The 15,548-nt window shown below is 62.2% G+C and carries 17 protein-coding genes, 1 other RNA gene and 1 pseudogene; 11 read left to right on the plus strand and 8 right to left on the minus strand.

What is annotated here, in order from left to right:
• Positions 1–20: 20 nt before the first annotated feature.
• Entirely contained in the window at positions 21–815 is a 795-nt protein-coding gene (gene modA / locus ACWGTI_RS25365; protein ID WP_454589660.1) for a molybdate ABC transporter substrate-binding protein, read from the minus strand.
• A gap of 158 nt (positions 816–973) precedes the next feature.
• Here modA and ACWGTI_RS25370 point away from each other — a divergent pair.
• Positions 974–1,194, plus strand: a pseudogene (locus ACWGTI_RS25370) (TOBE domain-containing protein).
• Between the two features lie 3 nt (positions 1,195–1,197).
• Here the strand turns inward: ACWGTI_RS25370 and ACWGTI_RS25375 are convergent.
• Together ACWGTI_RS25375 and ACWGTI_RS25380 are read right to left on the minus strand one after the other, a co-directional pair.
• On the minus strand, positions 1,198–1,992 hold the full coding sequence (locus tag ACWGTI_RS25375) for a thymidylate synthase (RefSeq protein WP_454589661.1): 795 nt from the start codon (positions 1,990–1,992) through the stop codon (positions 1,198–1,200).
• Positions 1,993–2,133: 141 nt separating this feature from the next.
• A complete protein-coding gene (locus tag ACWGTI_RS25380) occupies positions 2,134–2,445 on the minus strand; it encodes a DUF2853 family protein (RefSeq protein ID WP_454589662.1) in 312 nt (103 codons plus the stop codon).
• A gap of 164 nt (positions 2,446–2,609) precedes the next feature.
• Between ACWGTI_RS25380 and ssrA the strand changes: the two genes are divergently transcribed.
• Together ssrA and ACWGTI_RS25390 are read left to right on the plus strand one after the other, a co-directional pair.
• Positions 2,610–2,969: a transfer-messenger RNA gene (ssrA, locus tag ACWGTI_RS25385) on the plus strand.
• Between the two features lie 18 nt (positions 2,970–2,987).
• Positions 2,988–3,137: a hypothetical protein gene (locus ACWGTI_RS25390; RefSeq protein WP_454589663.1), complete on the plus strand. Its 150-nt coding sequence runs from the start codon at positions 2,988–2,990 to the stop codon at positions 3,135–3,137.
• A 43-nt stretch (positions 3,138–3,180) separates the two neighbouring features.
• Here ACWGTI_RS25390 and ACWGTI_RS25395 read toward each other — a convergent pair whose 3' ends face one another.
• Complete coding sequence (locus ACWGTI_RS25395) at positions 3,181–4,386, minus strand: multidrug effflux MFS transporter (RefSeq protein ID WP_454589664.1); 1,206 nt, start codon at positions 4,384–4,386, stop codon at positions 3,181–3,183.
• A gap of 170 nt (positions 4,387–4,556) precedes the next feature.
• On the opposite strand from ACWGTI_RS25395, the gene ACWGTI_RS25400 reads away from it, so the two are divergent.
• The 4 genes from ACWGTI_RS25400 (at position 4,557) to ACWGTI_RS25415 (ending at position 6,487) form a co-directional block, all read left to right on the plus strand.
• A complete protein-coding gene (locus ACWGTI_RS25400) occupies positions 4,557–5,234 on the plus strand; it encodes a TetR/AcrR family transcriptional regulator (protein ID WP_454589665.1) in 678 nt (225 codons plus the stop codon).
• Positions 5,235–5,496: 262 nt separating this feature from the next.
• Entirely contained in the window at positions 5,497–6,039 is a 543-nt protein-coding gene (locus tag ACWGTI_RS25405; protein ID WP_454589666.1) for an SspB family protein, read from the plus strand.
• 18 nt (positions 6,040–6,057) lie between these two features.
• Complete coding sequence (locus ACWGTI_RS25410; protein WP_454589667.1) at positions 6,058–6,252, plus strand: DUF4169 family protein; 195 nt, start codon at positions 6,058–6,060, stop codon at positions 6,250–6,252.
• 13 nt (positions 6,253–6,265) lie between these two features.
• On the plus strand, positions 6,266–6,487 hold the full coding sequence (locus ACWGTI_RS25415) for a ribbon-helix-helix domain-containing protein (protein ID WP_023668319.1): 222 nt from the start codon (positions 6,266–6,268) through the stop codon (positions 6,485–6,487).
• Between the two features lie 6 nt (positions 6,488–6,493).
• Here the strand turns inward: ACWGTI_RS25415 and ACWGTI_RS25420 are convergent, their stop codons facing one another.
• The 4 genes from ACWGTI_RS25420 to ACWGTI_RS25435 form a co-directional block, all read right to left on the minus strand.
• Positions 6,494–10,465, minus strand: coding sequence for an AsmA family protein (locus tag ACWGTI_RS25420; RefSeq protein ID WP_454589668.1), 3,972 nt, complete (start codon positions 10,463–10,465; stop codon positions 6,494–6,496).
• Between the two features lie 25 nt (positions 10,466–10,490).
• Positions 10,491–10,622 (minus strand): hypothetical protein, encoded by a 132-nt coding sequence (locus ACWGTI_RS25425; protein WP_454589669.1) that lies wholly within the window; start codon positions 10,620–10,622, stop codon positions 10,491–10,493.
• A gap of 69 nt (positions 10,623–10,691) precedes the next feature.
• Positions 10,692–11,126, minus strand: a complete 435-nt coding sequence (locus ACWGTI_RS25430) for a hypothetical protein (protein WP_454589670.1) — start codon at positions 11,124–11,126, stop codon at positions 10,692–10,694.
• A gap of 86 nt (positions 11,127–11,212) precedes the next feature.
• The gene (locus tag ACWGTI_RS25435; protein ID WP_454589671.1) at positions 11,213–12,622 is read right to left on the minus strand and encodes an FAD-binding oxidoreductase; all 1,410 of its coding nucleotides are present in this window, start codon (positions 12,620–12,622) and stop codon (positions 11,213–11,215) included.
• Between the two features lie 225 nt (positions 12,623–12,847).
• On the opposite strand from ACWGTI_RS25435, the gene ACWGTI_RS25440 reads away from it, so the two are divergent.
• The 4 genes from ACWGTI_RS25440 to ACWGTI_RS25455 all read left to right on the plus strand — a co-directional run bounded on the left by ACWGTI_RS25440 (position 12,848) and on the right by ACWGTI_RS25455 (position 15,548).
• Positions 12,848–13,333, plus strand: coding sequence for a thioesterase family protein (locus ACWGTI_RS25440; protein ID WP_454589672.1), 486 nt, complete (start codon positions 12,848–12,850; stop codon positions 13,331–13,333).
• 145 nt (positions 13,334–13,478) lie between these two features.
• A complete protein-coding gene (locus tag ACWGTI_RS25445) occupies positions 13,479–13,676 on the plus strand; it encodes a hypothetical protein (RefSeq protein ID WP_056582983.1) in 198 nt (65 codons plus the stop codon).
• Positions 13,677–13,953: 277 nt separating this feature from the next.
• On the plus strand, positions 13,954–15,102 hold the full coding sequence (locus ACWGTI_RS25450; RefSeq protein ID WP_454589673.1) for a histidine kinase dimerization/phosphoacceptor domain -containing protein: 1,149 nt from the start codon (positions 13,954–13,956) through the stop codon (positions 15,100–15,102).
• Positions 15,099–15,548: a response regulator gene (locus ACWGTI_RS25455; RefSeq protein ID WP_454589674.1), complete on the plus strand. Its 450-nt coding sequence runs from the start codon at positions 15,099–15,101 to the stop codon at positions 15,546–15,548. The genes ACWGTI_RS25450 and ACWGTI_RS25455 overlap by 4 nt, the downstream gene beginning before the upstream one ends.

The raw sequence follows: 15,548 nt of genomic DNA on the forward strand, positions 1-15,548 counted from the left end.
TGAGGTGAAGTCCTTCGAGCTCAGTTGCTTGGCGCCAACACCGTGAAACCCTGATTCCTGAACAGCTCCGCCGCCTTGGCGGATTGCAGGCACTTCAGAAAGGTCGGCGTATCCTTGTCCTTCGAATCGGCAGTCTGGGCGACCGGATATATGATCGGCGGATGCGAATCCTCCGGGAAGGTGCCGACCACCTTGACGTCCTTGTCGGCATGCGCGTCGGTGGCATAGACGATGCCGAGCGGGGCCTCGCCGGTCGAAACCAGCTTGAGTGCCGCGCGCACATTCTCGGCCTGCGCCACCTTGCCTTCAACCGACAACCAGAGGCCAAGCGATTCCAGTGCCGCCTTGCCGTATTTGCCGGCCGGCACCGCCTTGAAGTCGCCCATGGCGAGCTTGCCGTCACCAACCAGCTTGGCAAGGTCGAAGCCTTTCTCGATCTTGATCTCGACCTTCGAATCCTTCGGCGCCACCAGGACGATCTGGTTGCCAAGCAGTTTCACCTCGGTTTCGGGCTTGGTCAGCTTCTTGTCGGAGAGGTATTTCATCCAGTCGAGGTCGGCCGAGATGAAGACGTCGGCGGGCGCCCCGCCCTCGATCTGCTTGGCCAGTGCGGAACTCGCGGCGTAGGAGACGGTCGCCGCTTCGCCGACATCGGCTTGGCAGGCCTTGTTGACCGCGTCGAGCCCGTCCTTGAGGCTGGCCGCGGCAAACACGATCACTTTGTCGTCTGCGTGGGCCGCCGGCACCGCAGCCATCAACGTTGCAGCAAAGCCGCCAATCGCGATCGCCCTCAATCCAAAACCTTTGCCCGTCATGAATTCTCTCCCTGGGTTTGAATCCGCTCAGCTCGACGCCTGCCGACCGATATATCCGGATGAATATAACAAGGGAAGCCATCATGCGTCGAAAGCGTCTGTTCGGCAGCGATTGTTCTGGCTAGGACGGGCACCGAAACCTTGGAAAGGACGTCCTTATGAAAATCAGCGCGCGCAACATCCTTAAGGGAACGATCGTCGAGATGTCAAAGGCGCCACCACCTCGCATGTCCGCATCGATGTCGGCGGCTCCGTCGTCGCCGCCTCGATCACCAACGAGGCCGTCGCCGATCTCAAGCTCGAAAAGGGCAAGCAGGCCTATGCCGTGATCAAGGCCCCGGACGTCATGGTGGGGCGTCGACTGATGGCAGGCTTGTGAGGATCAGACCGCGATCGGCGCCTTGATCGTCGCGTCGGCAAAATAGTTCTCCAGCCGGAAATCCTCGAAGCGGAAGGCGAACAGGTCCTTCACGTCCGGGTTGATCCACAGCGTCGGCAGCGCCTTTGGGGTGCGCCGCAATTGCTCGCGCGCCTGCTCGAAATGGTTGGAGTAAAGATGCGCGTCGCCCAGCGTGTGAACAAAATCGCCGGGCTTCAGCCCGGTGACCTGCGCCACCATCAGGGTCAGCAGCGCGTAGGAGGCGATGTTGAAGGGCACGCCGAGAAAAATGTCGGCCGAACGCTGATAGAGCTGACAGGACAGCTTGCCTTCCGAGACGTAGAACTGGAACAGGCAGTGGCAGGGCGGAAGCGCCATGGCCTCGACCTCGACCGGGTTCCACGCCGAAACGATCAGCCGGCGCGAATTCGGATTCTTGCGTATCTCTTTGAGAAGATTGGCTATCTGGTCGATCGACCCGCCATGGCCGTCCGGCCAGGAACGCCACTGCTTGCCATAGACCGGGCCGAGGTCACCATTCTCGTCGGCCCATTCATCCCAGATAGAAACGCCATGGTCGTTGAGGTATTTGATGTTGGTGTCGCCGGCCAGGAACCAAAGGAGTTCATGGACGATCGACTTCAAATGCAGCTTCTTGGTCGTGGTGACTGGAAAGCCGCGGCTGAGATCGAAGCGCATCTGGTGACCGAACACCCCACGCGTGCCGATACCGGTGCGATCGCCGCGATCGGCGCCGTTGTCCAGCACATGCTGCAGAAGGTCGAGATATTGGCGCATCGGCTTCGCCTCGATTCGGGATGGCGGTATCATAGCTGACTGGCCGCCGGCCGAACACTGCAAAGCGAAAATGCCTCGGGGATATTGCCTGGCAACCGGCGCGCACCGCGCCGGCATCCATTTTTCAGGCGGTGTGGCCGATCAGAGCGAGCCGAGCTTGCCCAGATCCTTGGCGACCAGGTAATAAAAGGTCACGCGGCTCTTGGTGTTGTCGGCAGCCATCGCCTTGCAGGTCTTGTCGATGGATGCATCCGCCTTGGCGCCGTCGGCGACGCCGAGCTTCTTGGCGACCCAGTTGGTCTTGACGCGATCGAGTTCCTTGGGGTCAGTGCACGATACCAGCGAGGAATCGCGGTTCCTCAGTGCAATACCGAGATGCTTGACGATCTTTTCGACCGCATCGGCGCTGGCGCCTACGTCGTATTTCTTCACATCCGCAAGATAGTCGGCCATCAGACTTTCCCTCGTCGGCGCCACGGATCCGGTCGATGAGGGCTGTGGCGCTACGCAACCTGCGCGCTAGGTCGATACTCCTCACCGCGCCAAAGCTTCGGTTGAGACCGTGCCCAAGTCAACCCTCGGCGTTGCGATTTGGCCCGGGGACAAAGCACCATTGCGGCCTTTCATTTTCTGCAATGGCCCCCTATATTCGGTTTGTCGGCTTGACCGACTATGGCGATAAATGGGCGATGAAATAAGCCGTTCGGACCCGGGGGCGGTACCCGGCGCCTCCACCAAAAGCCGCTTTGGCGACGAAGCGGCTTTTGCTGGGGGCGAAATAGGATCGACGAAGGTGTAAAGATCGTACTTTTGCCCGGCATTGTACCACCGTCATCGGGCTAAACTTATAGTTGCCAACGACAACTATGCGGAAGCTCGTCTCGCTGCTTAATGCAGTGCGAACGCTTCAAATCAAGCCCTAGAGGTTCGCACTTCTAGGCGGGGTTCGGAGGTACCTGGCAACAGAAACCTCCACTTCTCCCCTCTCCCTGGACATGCGCCCAAGCGCAGCCGCCGAACGCACCTACCATTCGCTGGTCGGCGTCTACGACGAATTGGGATATGAGTTGGTCGAACTGCCGCGGGCGCCGGGCGAAACAGGGCTCGAGTTCGTGCTGGCCGAGGCCGGATTGTCCCAGACATGAAAAAGGCCGGGTCAGACCCGGCCTTTCATTGAGCGTCGTTGGCTTACTCGGCCGGCGCTTCAACCGCTTCGCGCGAGCGGCCGAGCGTCAGCTTGGCCAGCGTGAACGAGATCACGGCGCAGAGCGTAATGCCCGCTATCATCGGCAGCGGCGTGCCGTCGAAGAAGATGCCGGCGACGCCCATGGCCAGCGCGCCGATGGCGAAATGCAGCGTGCCCATCAGCGCCGAAGCCGTGCCGGCGATCTCGCCATGCTCTTCCATGGCCAGCACCGAGGTCGTCGGGATGACTAGGCCGAGGAAGCCGTAGCCGACGAAGAGCAGCGCCGCCATCACATCGAGCCGGTCCACGCCCGTCGCCATGACGGCGAACAGCACCACCATGGTTGTGGCGTAGCCGGTCACCGCCACCCAGACGACGCGCTTCAGGCCGAAGCGCTCGGACAGCATTCCCGTCAGCTGCGACATGCCGATGAAGGCTACCGCGTTGATCGAGAAGAACACGCTGTAGACCGAAGGCGACAGCCCGTAGTGGTCGATCAGGATGAAGGACGAGCTCGAGAGGTAGACGAAGAAGCTGGCAATGCCGAAGCCGGCGATCGCCACCAGGCCGAGATAGTTGCGGTCACCCATCAGGAAGCGGTAACCGGCGAGTGCGGTTCCGAAGGATGAACCTACACGTTCTTCGGCCGGCCGCGTTTCCTTGAGAGAGGTCGCCAAAAGAATCGTCGCCAGCAGGGCCGCGCCCGTCACCGTCCAGAACACGGCACGCCAGCCGAAATTCTCGATGATCTGGCTGCCGGTGAGCGGCGCCAGGATCGGCGACACCGAAAACACCAACATCAGCAAGGACATCAGCTTGGCCGCTTCAGTGCCCGTGTGCAGGTCGCGCACGATGGCGCGAGGCACAGCCATGCCCGCGCTGGCGCCGAGACCCTGCAGGAAGCGGAAGGCGATCAGCCATTCGATGGTCGGGCTCATGGCCGAACCGATGCCGCCGACCATGAACAGCGCGAGCCCGCCATAGAGCGGCAGCTTGCGGCCGACCATGTCGGAGATCGGCCCGACGACGATCTGGCCGAAGCCCATCGACAGGAAGAAGATCAGCAAGCTCATTTGCACAGCGGCAGTGCCCGCATGCAGATCCTCGCCGATGGAAGGCAGCGCCGGCAGGTACATGTCGATGGCGAATGGCCCGATTGCGGACAACAGGCCGAGCACGACCGCGATGCGGAGGAATTTGGGACTCATGAAAGTGGTTTCTTTCGCAATCTGGTTGCCGCCGTCAGGTGGCGTCTAACCTAGGACGTTCCATCCCGCGAAATTCCGACTCCTCTCCGGGAGCGTGAAATCTCTTTGTTTTATGTCCACAAATTTAGACAGCCTTGTCCAATTCGTCAATCACCTCTATATAGATTTTCATGAAGGCTGGTGTTTCTCCTGACATTTTCCCGCCACGCGGCCACGAGGCCAAGCGTATGTCGATCATCGATGCGGCGGCCTCGGTGTTTTGCCGGGAGGGCTTTGCCGGCGCCAATATCGACCTGATCGCGGGCGAAGCCGGCGTCTCGCGCCAGACCATCTACAACCACCACCGCGACAAGGAAAAGCTCTTCATTGCCGTGATGCGCGATCTGACCGAGCGCTGCAATGCCGGTATCTTTGCAACCATTGCCACTTTTCCCGATCAGCCGGGCAATCTCGAAGCCGATCTCATCGACTTCGCCGTGCGCATGAACCACAATTGCATCTGCAGCCGCGATGGCCGCTTCCTGCGCAAGCTGATCCAGACCGATGGCGGGCGTTATCCTGAACTCTTCGAGGTATGGCGCGAACAGGGGCCAGGCCGCACTTGGTCGGCCCTTGCCGCGCGGTTTGCCCGCCTCGCCCATGCCGGGCATCTGAGCGTCGACGATCCCGATATTGCTGCGCGCCAGTTTCTTGCGCTGGTCAATGCCGAGCTGCAGATCACCTTCATGCTTGGCGGCGTACCGACGAGGGAGGAGGTCCTGCAGTCCGCCACCAATGGTGTACGCACCTTTCTGGCCGCCTTCGGCAAGCGCAAGGCGGCGACGGCGAAGCTGGCCGCCCTCGCCTGAGAGACCGTTTCGAAATTCGCTGTGGCGAGTCATATGGTGGTGGTTTCGAGAACCGGAGCGCAGCGGACGTTCGGGTCCGTGAGCACCGGAAGCGGAGAAAACGCCATCAGATGGCCGCCAGAGTAGAATTTCCAAACGGTCTCTGAGCTATCAAATCGCCGGCACACCCCTTGGCCTGATCAGTTCGCGCCTATATCCGGTTTACGCCGCCCTCAAGCTTGATTACAGCTATGCGGACGATTCAACGGAACCCGACCAGAACATGGCCGACGACCACATCCGCTACGACATTCTGGCCCAGGAGGCGTTGCGCGGCGTCATGCGCAAGGTCCTGGCCGAAGTGGCGCGCACCGGCCTTCCGGGCAATCATCATTTCTTCATCACCTTCCTGACCGGCGCGCCGGGCGTGCGCGTGTCGTCCAGGCTGCGCGAGCGCTATCCCGAACAGATGACCATCGTCATCCAGTTCCAGTATTGGGACCTCAAGGTGACCGACACCGGCTTCGAGGTCGGGCTGTCCTTCTCCGACGTGCCGGAGAAGCTGGAAATCCCGTTCTCGGCCGTGCGCGGCTTCTACGATCCGTCGGTCAACTTCGAACTCGAATTCGACGTTAAGACAGATGTCCCCGCGGAAGACGAGGCGCCCGCCCAGCCAGCGCTTGAGCCCTTGGCCATCGTCTCCGAGAAAAAGCCGAAGGCCGAGAAGAAGGCGGCTGCGGCCGAAGCCGAGAAAAAGCCGGCCGCGGCCGATGCCGCCGGCAAGGGCGCAGACGTCGTGTCGCTCGACGCCTTCCGCAAGAAGTAGCGGGACGGACGGCGCGACATGGGCGACGTCGTCAACCTTCGACAGCTCCGCAAGCAGAAGGCTCGCGCCGAAAAGGAAAAGCTGGCGGGCGAGAACCGCGCTCTGCATGGCCGCTCCAAAGCCGAAAAGGACCGCGACCGGCTGACTGCTGACAAGGCCGAAAAATTCGTCGCCGGCCATCGCCGCGAACGCCCTGAAGATCAGGGCGACTGATGGACAGCCTGCAGTGAGCCCAGTCGAAAAACGCTCCGTGACGATCCGCGGCCACCGCACCAGCTACTCACTCGAAAAGCCGTTCTATGACGACCTCGTCGCCATTGCCGCTGCGCGCAAGCTGACGCTTGCGGCTCTCGTCGCCGAAATTGATGAGACAAGGCCGCGCGACGCCAATTTGTCATCGGCACTCAGGCTCCACGTGCTGGACTGGGCCAAGCGCGGCGCGGTCTGAACAGGCTTAATTGCCCAGCGACTTCAGCAGATTGTCGACCGAAAACGGATTTGTCTTGGGCTTCGGCGGCGCGGGGGCCGAACCGTCATTGACGCCGGGCAGTGAGTGGTCGACCTTCGGCGCCTGCTCCTGAGCCTTGCGTTCGGCCTCCAGCCTGGCCTTTTCCTGCGAAGCAATGCGCATCGCCTGTTCAGCCTTCTTCCGTTCGTCTTCGGCCTTGGCTGCGTCTTCGGCTGCCTGCTGCTCGGCCTGCGCCTTCGCGTCGGCATCCGCCTTGGCCTTGGCGTCGGCGTCCGCCTGCGCTTTTGCCTCGGCATCTGCTTTTGCCTGGGCGTCCGCCTTGGCCTTCGCATCCGCTTCGGCCTGTGCTTTGGCGTCGGCTTCCGCTTTCGCCTTGGCGTCGGCCTCGGCTTTCAGCCGCGCCGCTTCCTCCTGCTTGCGCAATTCCTCGGCCGCGTTGTCGCGTTCGGTCTGCAGGGCGGCGTAGTAGCGCACCTCGCGCCGCAGCCGCTGTTTCTCGAGCAGTGCTGCCTGCATCGCTTCGACCCGCTGCTGCTCTTTTTCCAGCGCGCGCTGTGTCAAGAACTGCGCCAGCGGTTCGCTGTCGAACTGTTTCTTCATCGCGCCGAACGGCCCGTCGACGCTGAAATTGACCGAGGGATCCGACCCGACCAGCGCCTCGTCGCCGGGCTTGTAGGTGATCGCACCCCTGGCGGCAACGGTGCCGGTGTTCAGGTCCGCCGTGACGTCGGCGGACAGCGCCGCGCCGGCGTTTTCCAGCTTGATCGGCGGCGCCCTCAGCGTGCCGCCGGCAACCGTGAAGGCGATATCGGTATCGCCGGCGGCAAAATTGCCGCCGCCGACAATGTCAGGTGCAAAGCCCGCGGTCTTGGCCACATCGATGTCGCGCCCTATCGCATCGGCCTTGGCGATCAAAGCGCCGAAGGCATCGGGATTGACGCCGGCAATGGTCAGGCCTTTCAGCGCCGCCGTGCCGGACCCGGAGAGTGCAGCGATCATCGCATCGACCGATTTGCCGCTGGTCGACAGGCCTGTCGAGAAATCGCCGCTTCCGCTCAAGCCGGCATCCGGCAGCACGGTCGCCAGATCGGCGCCGGCAAGCTTCATCTGGCCGGAAAACAGCCCGGTGCCGTCCGTGTTCTTCAACTCGAACAGCCCGGTGAGCGCGCCGCCGAGCAGTTTCGCCTTCAGGTCCGAAACGCGGATGCCTTCCTGATCGAGTTTCAGCGTTAGCGACGCGTCATAGGCCGTCGCCATGGGTCCGGCGGCAAGGGTGGCCGTGGTCAAGTCGAGATCGGCGCTGAATGGCAGGCTGGATTTCTGGCTGAATGGCGCCGTCGGCCAGTTCGCGTTGCTGGCAAGGAACGCCTGGTCGCCGAACAGCGCAACGGCGATCGGGTCGAGGTCCAATTCGTCGAGTGCCAGCGCACCTGAGAGATGCGGCAGCCCCTGCTTCGCATCGACGTTGACGTCGCCCGAGATCTCCGCCTCGTTGATGGACCCGCTGAGGCCGCTCAGCACTAGCAGGCCATTCCCGAAATCGGCATCCGCGCTGAGCGAGGTCGAGGTACCCGTCCCCATGCCCGGCAGGCCGACGCCGGTCGTCATCAGCCAGGGTTCGATATCGGAGGCGTCGACGCCGATCTTGCCCTTGACGGTGGCGCCCTGCGGGCTTTCGGCAATAGTGCCGTCAAACGTTGCCTTGAAATCATCGGCGGCCAGGTTGAAGCTGGTCGCCAAGCCGCCGCCAAGCGTGCCTTTGGCCGAAATATCTGTGCTTGCCTGGCCGAGCATGCCGAGCGGAAGCGCCGGCATTCCATAAAGCGCAAGCAGCGCCGCGGCGTCGGGGTTTTTGGCGTTGAAGGTCAGCGTCACCGGCGCGTCGAGCAACTGGCCGACGGCACCCTTGCCCGACAGCGACGCCGAAAAGGCGGATCCACCCGCCTTGCCTTGCCCGCTCACCGCCAGCCCCGTTGTGCCGTCACCATTGTCGGCGGCACTTGCCACCAGATCGACGCGCGCGTCCTGGAACAGCTCGGGATAGGCAGTCGTGCGGCTTGCCAGCCCCTTCAGCACATCATTGTCGGGATAGCGTTGCGCGGCGATGTCGATCAGCGGCTTCAGATCGACTGATACCACCGAGGCGTCGAGCTTGCCGGTAGGGCTCGCCGGGAAATCCTTGATCCGGCCCGTGGCGCTGATCGACGCGCCGGCAAGGCCGCCAATCGACAGCCGGTCGATTTCGAGCAGCCCGTCGCGCAGCCGGAGCGCGGTATCGACTGTGTCGGCGGTTAGCCCGCCGGCGCTGACAGGCCCGGCCTTGATCTGGAAATCGAGGTCGCGGTCGGAAAAGCGGTTGGCGCCTTTGTCGCTGACGAAGATCGAGGCGAACGCCGTCAGCCCGTCGACGTCCAGTTCGCCGCCCGTGAGCCGCATCAGCACCGACGGCTTGGCGTCGTCGGGCTGGCTGGAGTCGATGCGGCCGGAAAACTTTGCCTTGCCGAGGATCAGTTCGAGATCGCTGAACGCCTGGCGCTTCTCTGACAGATCGACCTTGGCCTTGAAGCCGGCGGCCGGCAGGCGGCGGACCGCCTCGTCAACATCCTTCGACAGCCAGGCGGCAAAGCCGGAAGGTTGCGCCACCGCCAGAAGCAGCGAGCCGCTGAAGCCGAAATGGTCCTCCACGCTGAGCATGCCGCTGGCTTCCAGCGTGGTGCGCCCGGGCAAGGTCGCAGCCATCGACTTCACCGACCATCCGCCCGCGACCGGCTCGGCGGAGAGATGCACGTCGCGCACCGTGGTGTCACCGGCCACCACCGCCGGCAGCTTGACCTCGACGGTGCCGGGTATGGTCGGTTTCGGCAGGTCGAGCAGCGCCTGCTCAATCCCGGCAATGCGCTGGTCCAGTGTCAGGCCGGCGCCCTTCTCAGCGCCCACCGCCTCGTCCAGTTGCACCTGCGCGCCATTGGCCTCGATGGCGAAGTTCGGCTTCAGCCCGAGATCGATCGAAGCCTTGCCGTCGGCGGTGTAGGGATTGTCGAGCGGCCCGGTCTCGAAACGGAATTCATCGACGCCGAGCTTCTGGTGGTCGAGCGAGAACTTGCCGTTCAGCCTGAACCCCGGATCGGGCTTGCCGGCGCTGACCTTGCCCGTATTGATCTCAACAACCTCGCCATCGGTGCCGCGCAGCGCTGCCCCGCTTTTCTCGTGACTATTCTTGTCGGCGCCTGAAATCTTGAACTGGCCGGAATAGACGGCAGCCCCATTGACGATGCCGGCATTGCCGTCGGTCTCGACGACAAGCGGATAGGCATCGGGATCGACCTTGAGCCTGAGCCGCATCTGGCCATTGCCCTCGGCCTTCCCGGTCGAGGCGGCGACGGTCGAGTGCAGGCCGTCGAGCCGCAACGTGCCGTCCATGCGCCACGGACCGGCCAGCGACTTGGCCGAGATGGTCGAATTGATTTCAGAAATCAGATGGCTGCGCCCGCCGGCGGCATGACGCAGCGCAATCTCTCCCTCCGTTACCGTCAGTTTCTCGATCGAGATCTGGTTGAGGTCAAAGGGCGAGGACGGCCGCATCGCCCAATCGACCGTGCCGTTGTCCGCAATGTCGATTGTCGCCTTCGGATGCACCAGCCGCATGTCGAAGATCAGCACTTCGCCGCGCAGGAACGGCGCCAGCTCCGCATCCATCGAAAAGGTCTCGACGGTCATAGCCGGCTGGCCGCCGGGGCCGCCGGCGACGGTGACGTTGGAGAAGGTCACCGAGGGGAACGGCAGCAGCCGGGCGGTGGCATCGCCCTGCACCGTCACCTTGCGGCCGAGAATGGCGCTCGCCTCGCGCTCGAACTGGGCGCGGTAGCCGGTCCAGTCGATAAAATACGGCACCACGAGTGCTGCAAGCAGCACCAGCACAAACAAGCCACCGAAGATCACGAACAGGCGTGCGAGCATCAGCTCCGAACGGGTTGATTGAAAGTCAGCCGCACTCTACCCGCATCAGCGTGTCGATAAAGAGGCAATTTCCTTGGGCAACGAGCAGCCTGTCCTCATCGGCACAGACATGCGGCAAGGGCGGACCGGCGGCCGATAGCGGCACGTCGATCGGCAACAACGCCTCTTGATGTCGGCATCTGCTGGCCCTCCTACGGCAACGACGCAGCTGTCGCCCCCAACGGTCCTATCCCGCCATGGCCCTTCGGCGATATTCGTTCAGCAGCGCCACCATCTCCTCGGGCGACAATGTCCAGCCCTGGGGTAATGCGGCTTCGGCGCCCAGGCTTTTGGTGACGCTGCGCATGACGGAGCTTTTCTTGACCCCCGGTGCGAAATTGTACCCGATCATATCGCCGATTCTGCGCCGACGATGGACGACGTAGAAGCCTTCGATATGATTCCAGGGCACCAGCTTCGGCGATCGAACAAGACCGCCGCCGAGACTGAAACCTTGTCCGTTCAGCACCAGGATCTGCGGGCGCACAAGCTGCCAGGCAAACACCAACACGCCCAGCCCGAAAAAGGCCAGGCACCACCAAAGGCCGGTGGTGTCGCCGTCCTCGGAGACATGGATCAGGAAAGCGCAGGCCAGCACAAAGAAGAGGCTGGTCGACAGCAACAACAGTGTCTTGCCGCGCGATGCGCTTATAACCAGGGGCTCAATAGTCTCGGTCCCGTACCGCATTGTCGCCCCTCACATTTCGCCTATGCAGGTAATATCTTGCCCGGGTTCATGATGTCCTGCGGATCGAGCGCCTGTTTTATGGAACGCATGATGTCGACGCCATGGCCGAGTTCGTGGCGCAGGAAGCCTATCTTGCCCTGGCCAATGCCGTGTTCGCCGGTGCAGGTGCCGTCCATGGCGATCGCCCGCATGTTCAGCCGGGCGACGAATTTTTCCGCCAGCGCAATCTCCTTGGGGTCGTTCACATCCATCAGCACCAGCACGTGGAAATTGCCGTCGCCAGCATGGCCGACTATCGGCGCCACAAGGCCCATCTCGGCAATATCCGCCTCGGTTTCGGCAACGCATTCGGCCAGCCGCGAGATCGGCACACAGACATCGGTCGACAGGCCTTTGGTGCCGGGACGCAGCGTCAGCGATGCCCAATAGGCATCGTGTCTGGCCTTCCACAATTTCGCCCGCTCCTCAGCGACGCTGGTCCACAGGAACGGTCCGCCGCCATTATCCTCGGCGATCACGCCGAAGGTTTCCGCCTGTTCGGCAACGCCGGCATCGCTGCCGTGGAATTCCACGAACAGGCACGGGCTCTCCGGATAATCGAGCTTCGAATAATTCTTCATCGCCCGCATCTGCAGCGCATTGACCAGTTCGATGCGTGCCACCGGGATGCCCATCTGGATCGTGGCGATCACCGCATTGCAGGCTGCCTCGAGGCTCGGAAACGGGCAGACGCCGCCGGAGATCGCCTGCGGAATGCCTTGGAGCTTCAAAGTCAGCGACGTGATGATGCCGAGCGTGCCTTCCGAGCCGACCAGCAGCCGCGTCAGGTCGTAGCCGGCCGAACTCTTTTTCGCCCGCTTGCCGGTCGTCACCGTCTCCCCATCGGCCATGACAGCCGTCAGCGACAGCACGTTCTCGCGCATCGTGCCGTAGCGCACCGCATTGGTGCCGGAGGCCCGCGTCGCCGCCATGCCGCCGAGCGACGCATTGGCGCCGGGATCGATCGGAAAGAACAGGCCGGTGTCACGCAAATGACGGTTGAGATCCTCGCGCGTCACGCCGGGCTCGACGGTGCAGTCGAGATCCTCAGGGTTGACCGCCAGGATGCGGTTCATGCGCGATGTGTCGACCGAGATGCCGCCGCCCGGGGCATTGGTGTGGCCCTCAAGGGAGGACCCGACGCCGAAGGCGATGACAGGCACGCGATGCGTCGCGCAGGCGCGCACGATCTCCTGCACCTCGGCGGCCGTCTCCGGGAAAGCGACGCCATCGGGCGACTGCGTCGGAATATAGGTGGTGGTGTGGGCATGCTGCGAGCGGATCGCCGCGCCGGTCTGGAAGCGTTCGCCGAACTGCTGCTTGAGGATGCCGAGCACGGCAGCGATGCCTTCCTCGTTGCGTTCGACCGGGTTGAGGTCGCTCAGAGCCATGAATTCCTCCGCGAATGGACCAGCGTCCACGCTTGTTATGCGATTATGGATGCACAAGAAGCAATTCCAGGAAAAGTGTGAAGCGGTTTTCCCTCCGGAATTGCGTCAAAACAAAAAACGAGAGCGGTTCACCGTTTCCGCGAAACGGTGAACCGCTCTAGTCTCACCGGCCGCGTCCTGTCCAGCGCCAGAACTCGGTCCAGCACCAAAACAAGGAAGCTCACGATGCCCATCTCCGCCCCCTTCGTCTCCAAACCGATGGACATCGAGAAGGACTGGATCGACTACAACGGCCACCTCAACATGGCCTATTACAACGTGCTGTTCGACCGCTGCTCGGACGAGGCGTTCGAGGCGATGGGCATGGGGCTGGACTATGTCAAGGAGCGGCGCCTGACCATCTACACGGCCGAGGTTCATGTCTGTTACGTCCAGGAGCTGCACCTCGAACACAAGGTCGTCGTATCCTTCCAGCTGATCGACCATGACGACAAGCGGCTGCGGGCTTACCAGGAAATCCGCCACGTCGACGGCTGGCTCGCCGCCACCTCCGAAACCCTATCGTTGCATGTCGATATGTCCGGGCCGAAGGTTGCGCGCTTCCCCGCCGACGTGCAGGCCAAGGTGGAAGCGATGCGCGCCGCCCATTCAGGCCTGCCGATGCCCGAACGCGCCGGCCGGTCAATCGGCATTCGCCGCAAGACCGCTTGAAGCCCTCCGGCGCCCGCGTTAACCTTACCAAGGTTTTAACGTTAACAAACCATTTGAGCCATTGAACGACTCAGCAGACCGTTTGAGAACGGGCTGATCCGAGTTGCGATGCGGGCGGCGGGCACAGGCGGTTCGAGGAACGTGCATGAAAACCGATATCAAGGTCGAAGTGGACAGGTTGGCTGCCGATCCGCGTATCACCGACTATGATTTCTGGCGCTCGTTGAAGAACGTCAACAACGAGATCTTCCACATCGCCAACAGCAACGAGCCGATCCCCTTCGACATGATTCGCTGGCGCGCCATCCTGAAGCAGGCGCGCATGAAACGCGGCCACGCCTGACGTTTCCCCTGCCCCTGAAACCGCCGCCAGCGGCGTGCGCGACATCCCCGTTGACGATTGCAAGACCACCGCGTTGACCATGGTAGAGCGTCGGCGCCAGCGCTGCTTTCAGCAAATCGGCTGACTCGGATCGACAACAAAAACCTTTCGTTTTCAATCGATTGGGGAACCGGCGATTTTGTTCCGCGAACGGCTGCGTGCGACAAGAAAGCTTAGGATTGAACAATTCCACGTCTGAGCCGTTGTGCCCCCTGAAAAACGGCTTGGGAGTGAAAGCATGGACTGGAAAAGGACCAGGGAACCGGCCGACGCATGGCACATGACGGACAATCTGCACGCCGAGCACGGCAAGGGCGATCCGTTCGCGGCAGCTATTCGTGCCACCCGCATGTCGATGATCATCACCGATCCCAGGCAGCCGGACAATCCGATCGTCTTTGCCAATGACGCCTTCCTGCGCCTCACCGGTTATGAGCGCGCGGAGGTCATGGGTAAGAACTGCCGTTTCCTGCAAGGCCCCAAAACCGACAAGGCAGCCATTGCCAGCGTGCGCGAAGCGATTGCCGAGCGGACGGATATCAGCGTGGATATGCTGAACTACCGAAAGGACGGCTCGACGTTCTGGAATGCGCTCTACATCAGCCCGGTTTCCAACGATAAAGGTGAGTTGCAGTTCTTCTTCGCCTCGCAACTCGATGTGTCCGATCGCAAGCTTTCCGAGCATCGCATCACCGCCGACAAGGACCGCTTCGAACAGGCCGTGAAAGAACGCACCAGCGAGCTTGAAGCAGCGCTCGAGGCTCAGACCACTCTGCTGCACGAGGTCGACCACCGTGTGAAGAACAACCTGCAGATGATCTCGTCGCTGATCATCATGCAAAGCCGGACGATCAAGGATGAAGCGACGAAGCAGTCGCTGACCACGATGCTGGAGCGCATTGAGGCGCTGAGCACCGTGCACCGCCGGCTCTATCAGTCGAAGGATGTCAGCCGCTTCGACGTCTCGGACTTCGCCAGGGATCTCGTCACCGACCTGCTGACAGCGTCCGGCCGCGGGGAAATCAAGTCGACGCTGGACCTCGAACCGATCGTCATTCCGGCCGAAAAGGCCACGCCTGTCGCCTTGATGGTCAACGAACTCGTCACCAACGCGCTGAAGCACGCTTTCAAGGAAAAGCCCGACGGCACCACCACGGGCCGCATCGGCATCAAGATGAGCCAGCCCGACGGCCACTTCAACATCGAGGTATCCGATGACGGTGTCGGCATGGCCGATGCCAGTGGCGACGCCTCTTTCGGCATGCGGCTGATCAAGTCGCTTGCCCGCCAGTTGCATGCCGACATCGAATGGCGCGACGCCGGCCCGGGCACCAGGGTCGTCATCTCGATGCCAAATGAATCGCAGCAGAAAGGGAATGTGTCATGATTGAACCGCTCAAGGTCCTGATCGTCGAGGACGAGGCGCTGCTGGCGATGGAATTGGAAAGCCTTGTCGAGGAGGCCGGCCATCACGTCGTCGGCTGGGCGACATCCCTAGCCGAAGCAAGGGACATTGTGGATGCCGCGGATGCCGACATCGCCTTTGTCGATATTCATTTGGCCGATGGGCCGACCGGGGTCGAAATTGCTGAACATATCCGCGATAGCAAACGCTCCATGGTGGTCTTCATGACCGCCAATCCAAAGCGCATTCCCGACCACTTCGCCGGCGCGATCGGAGTGATCGCCAAGCCCTATACGATGAATGGACTGTTTTCAGCATTGCGCTATCTCCAGGAGGGTGTGCGCCGCCCGCCTCCTGTCTCGGTGCTGCCGGCCGGTTTTACGCTGTCGCCGGCATACCAGAACGTGTGGGCGTCGCCGGCCACGTGA

The organism is Mesorhizobium sp. ArgA1 (assembly GCF_053714375.1).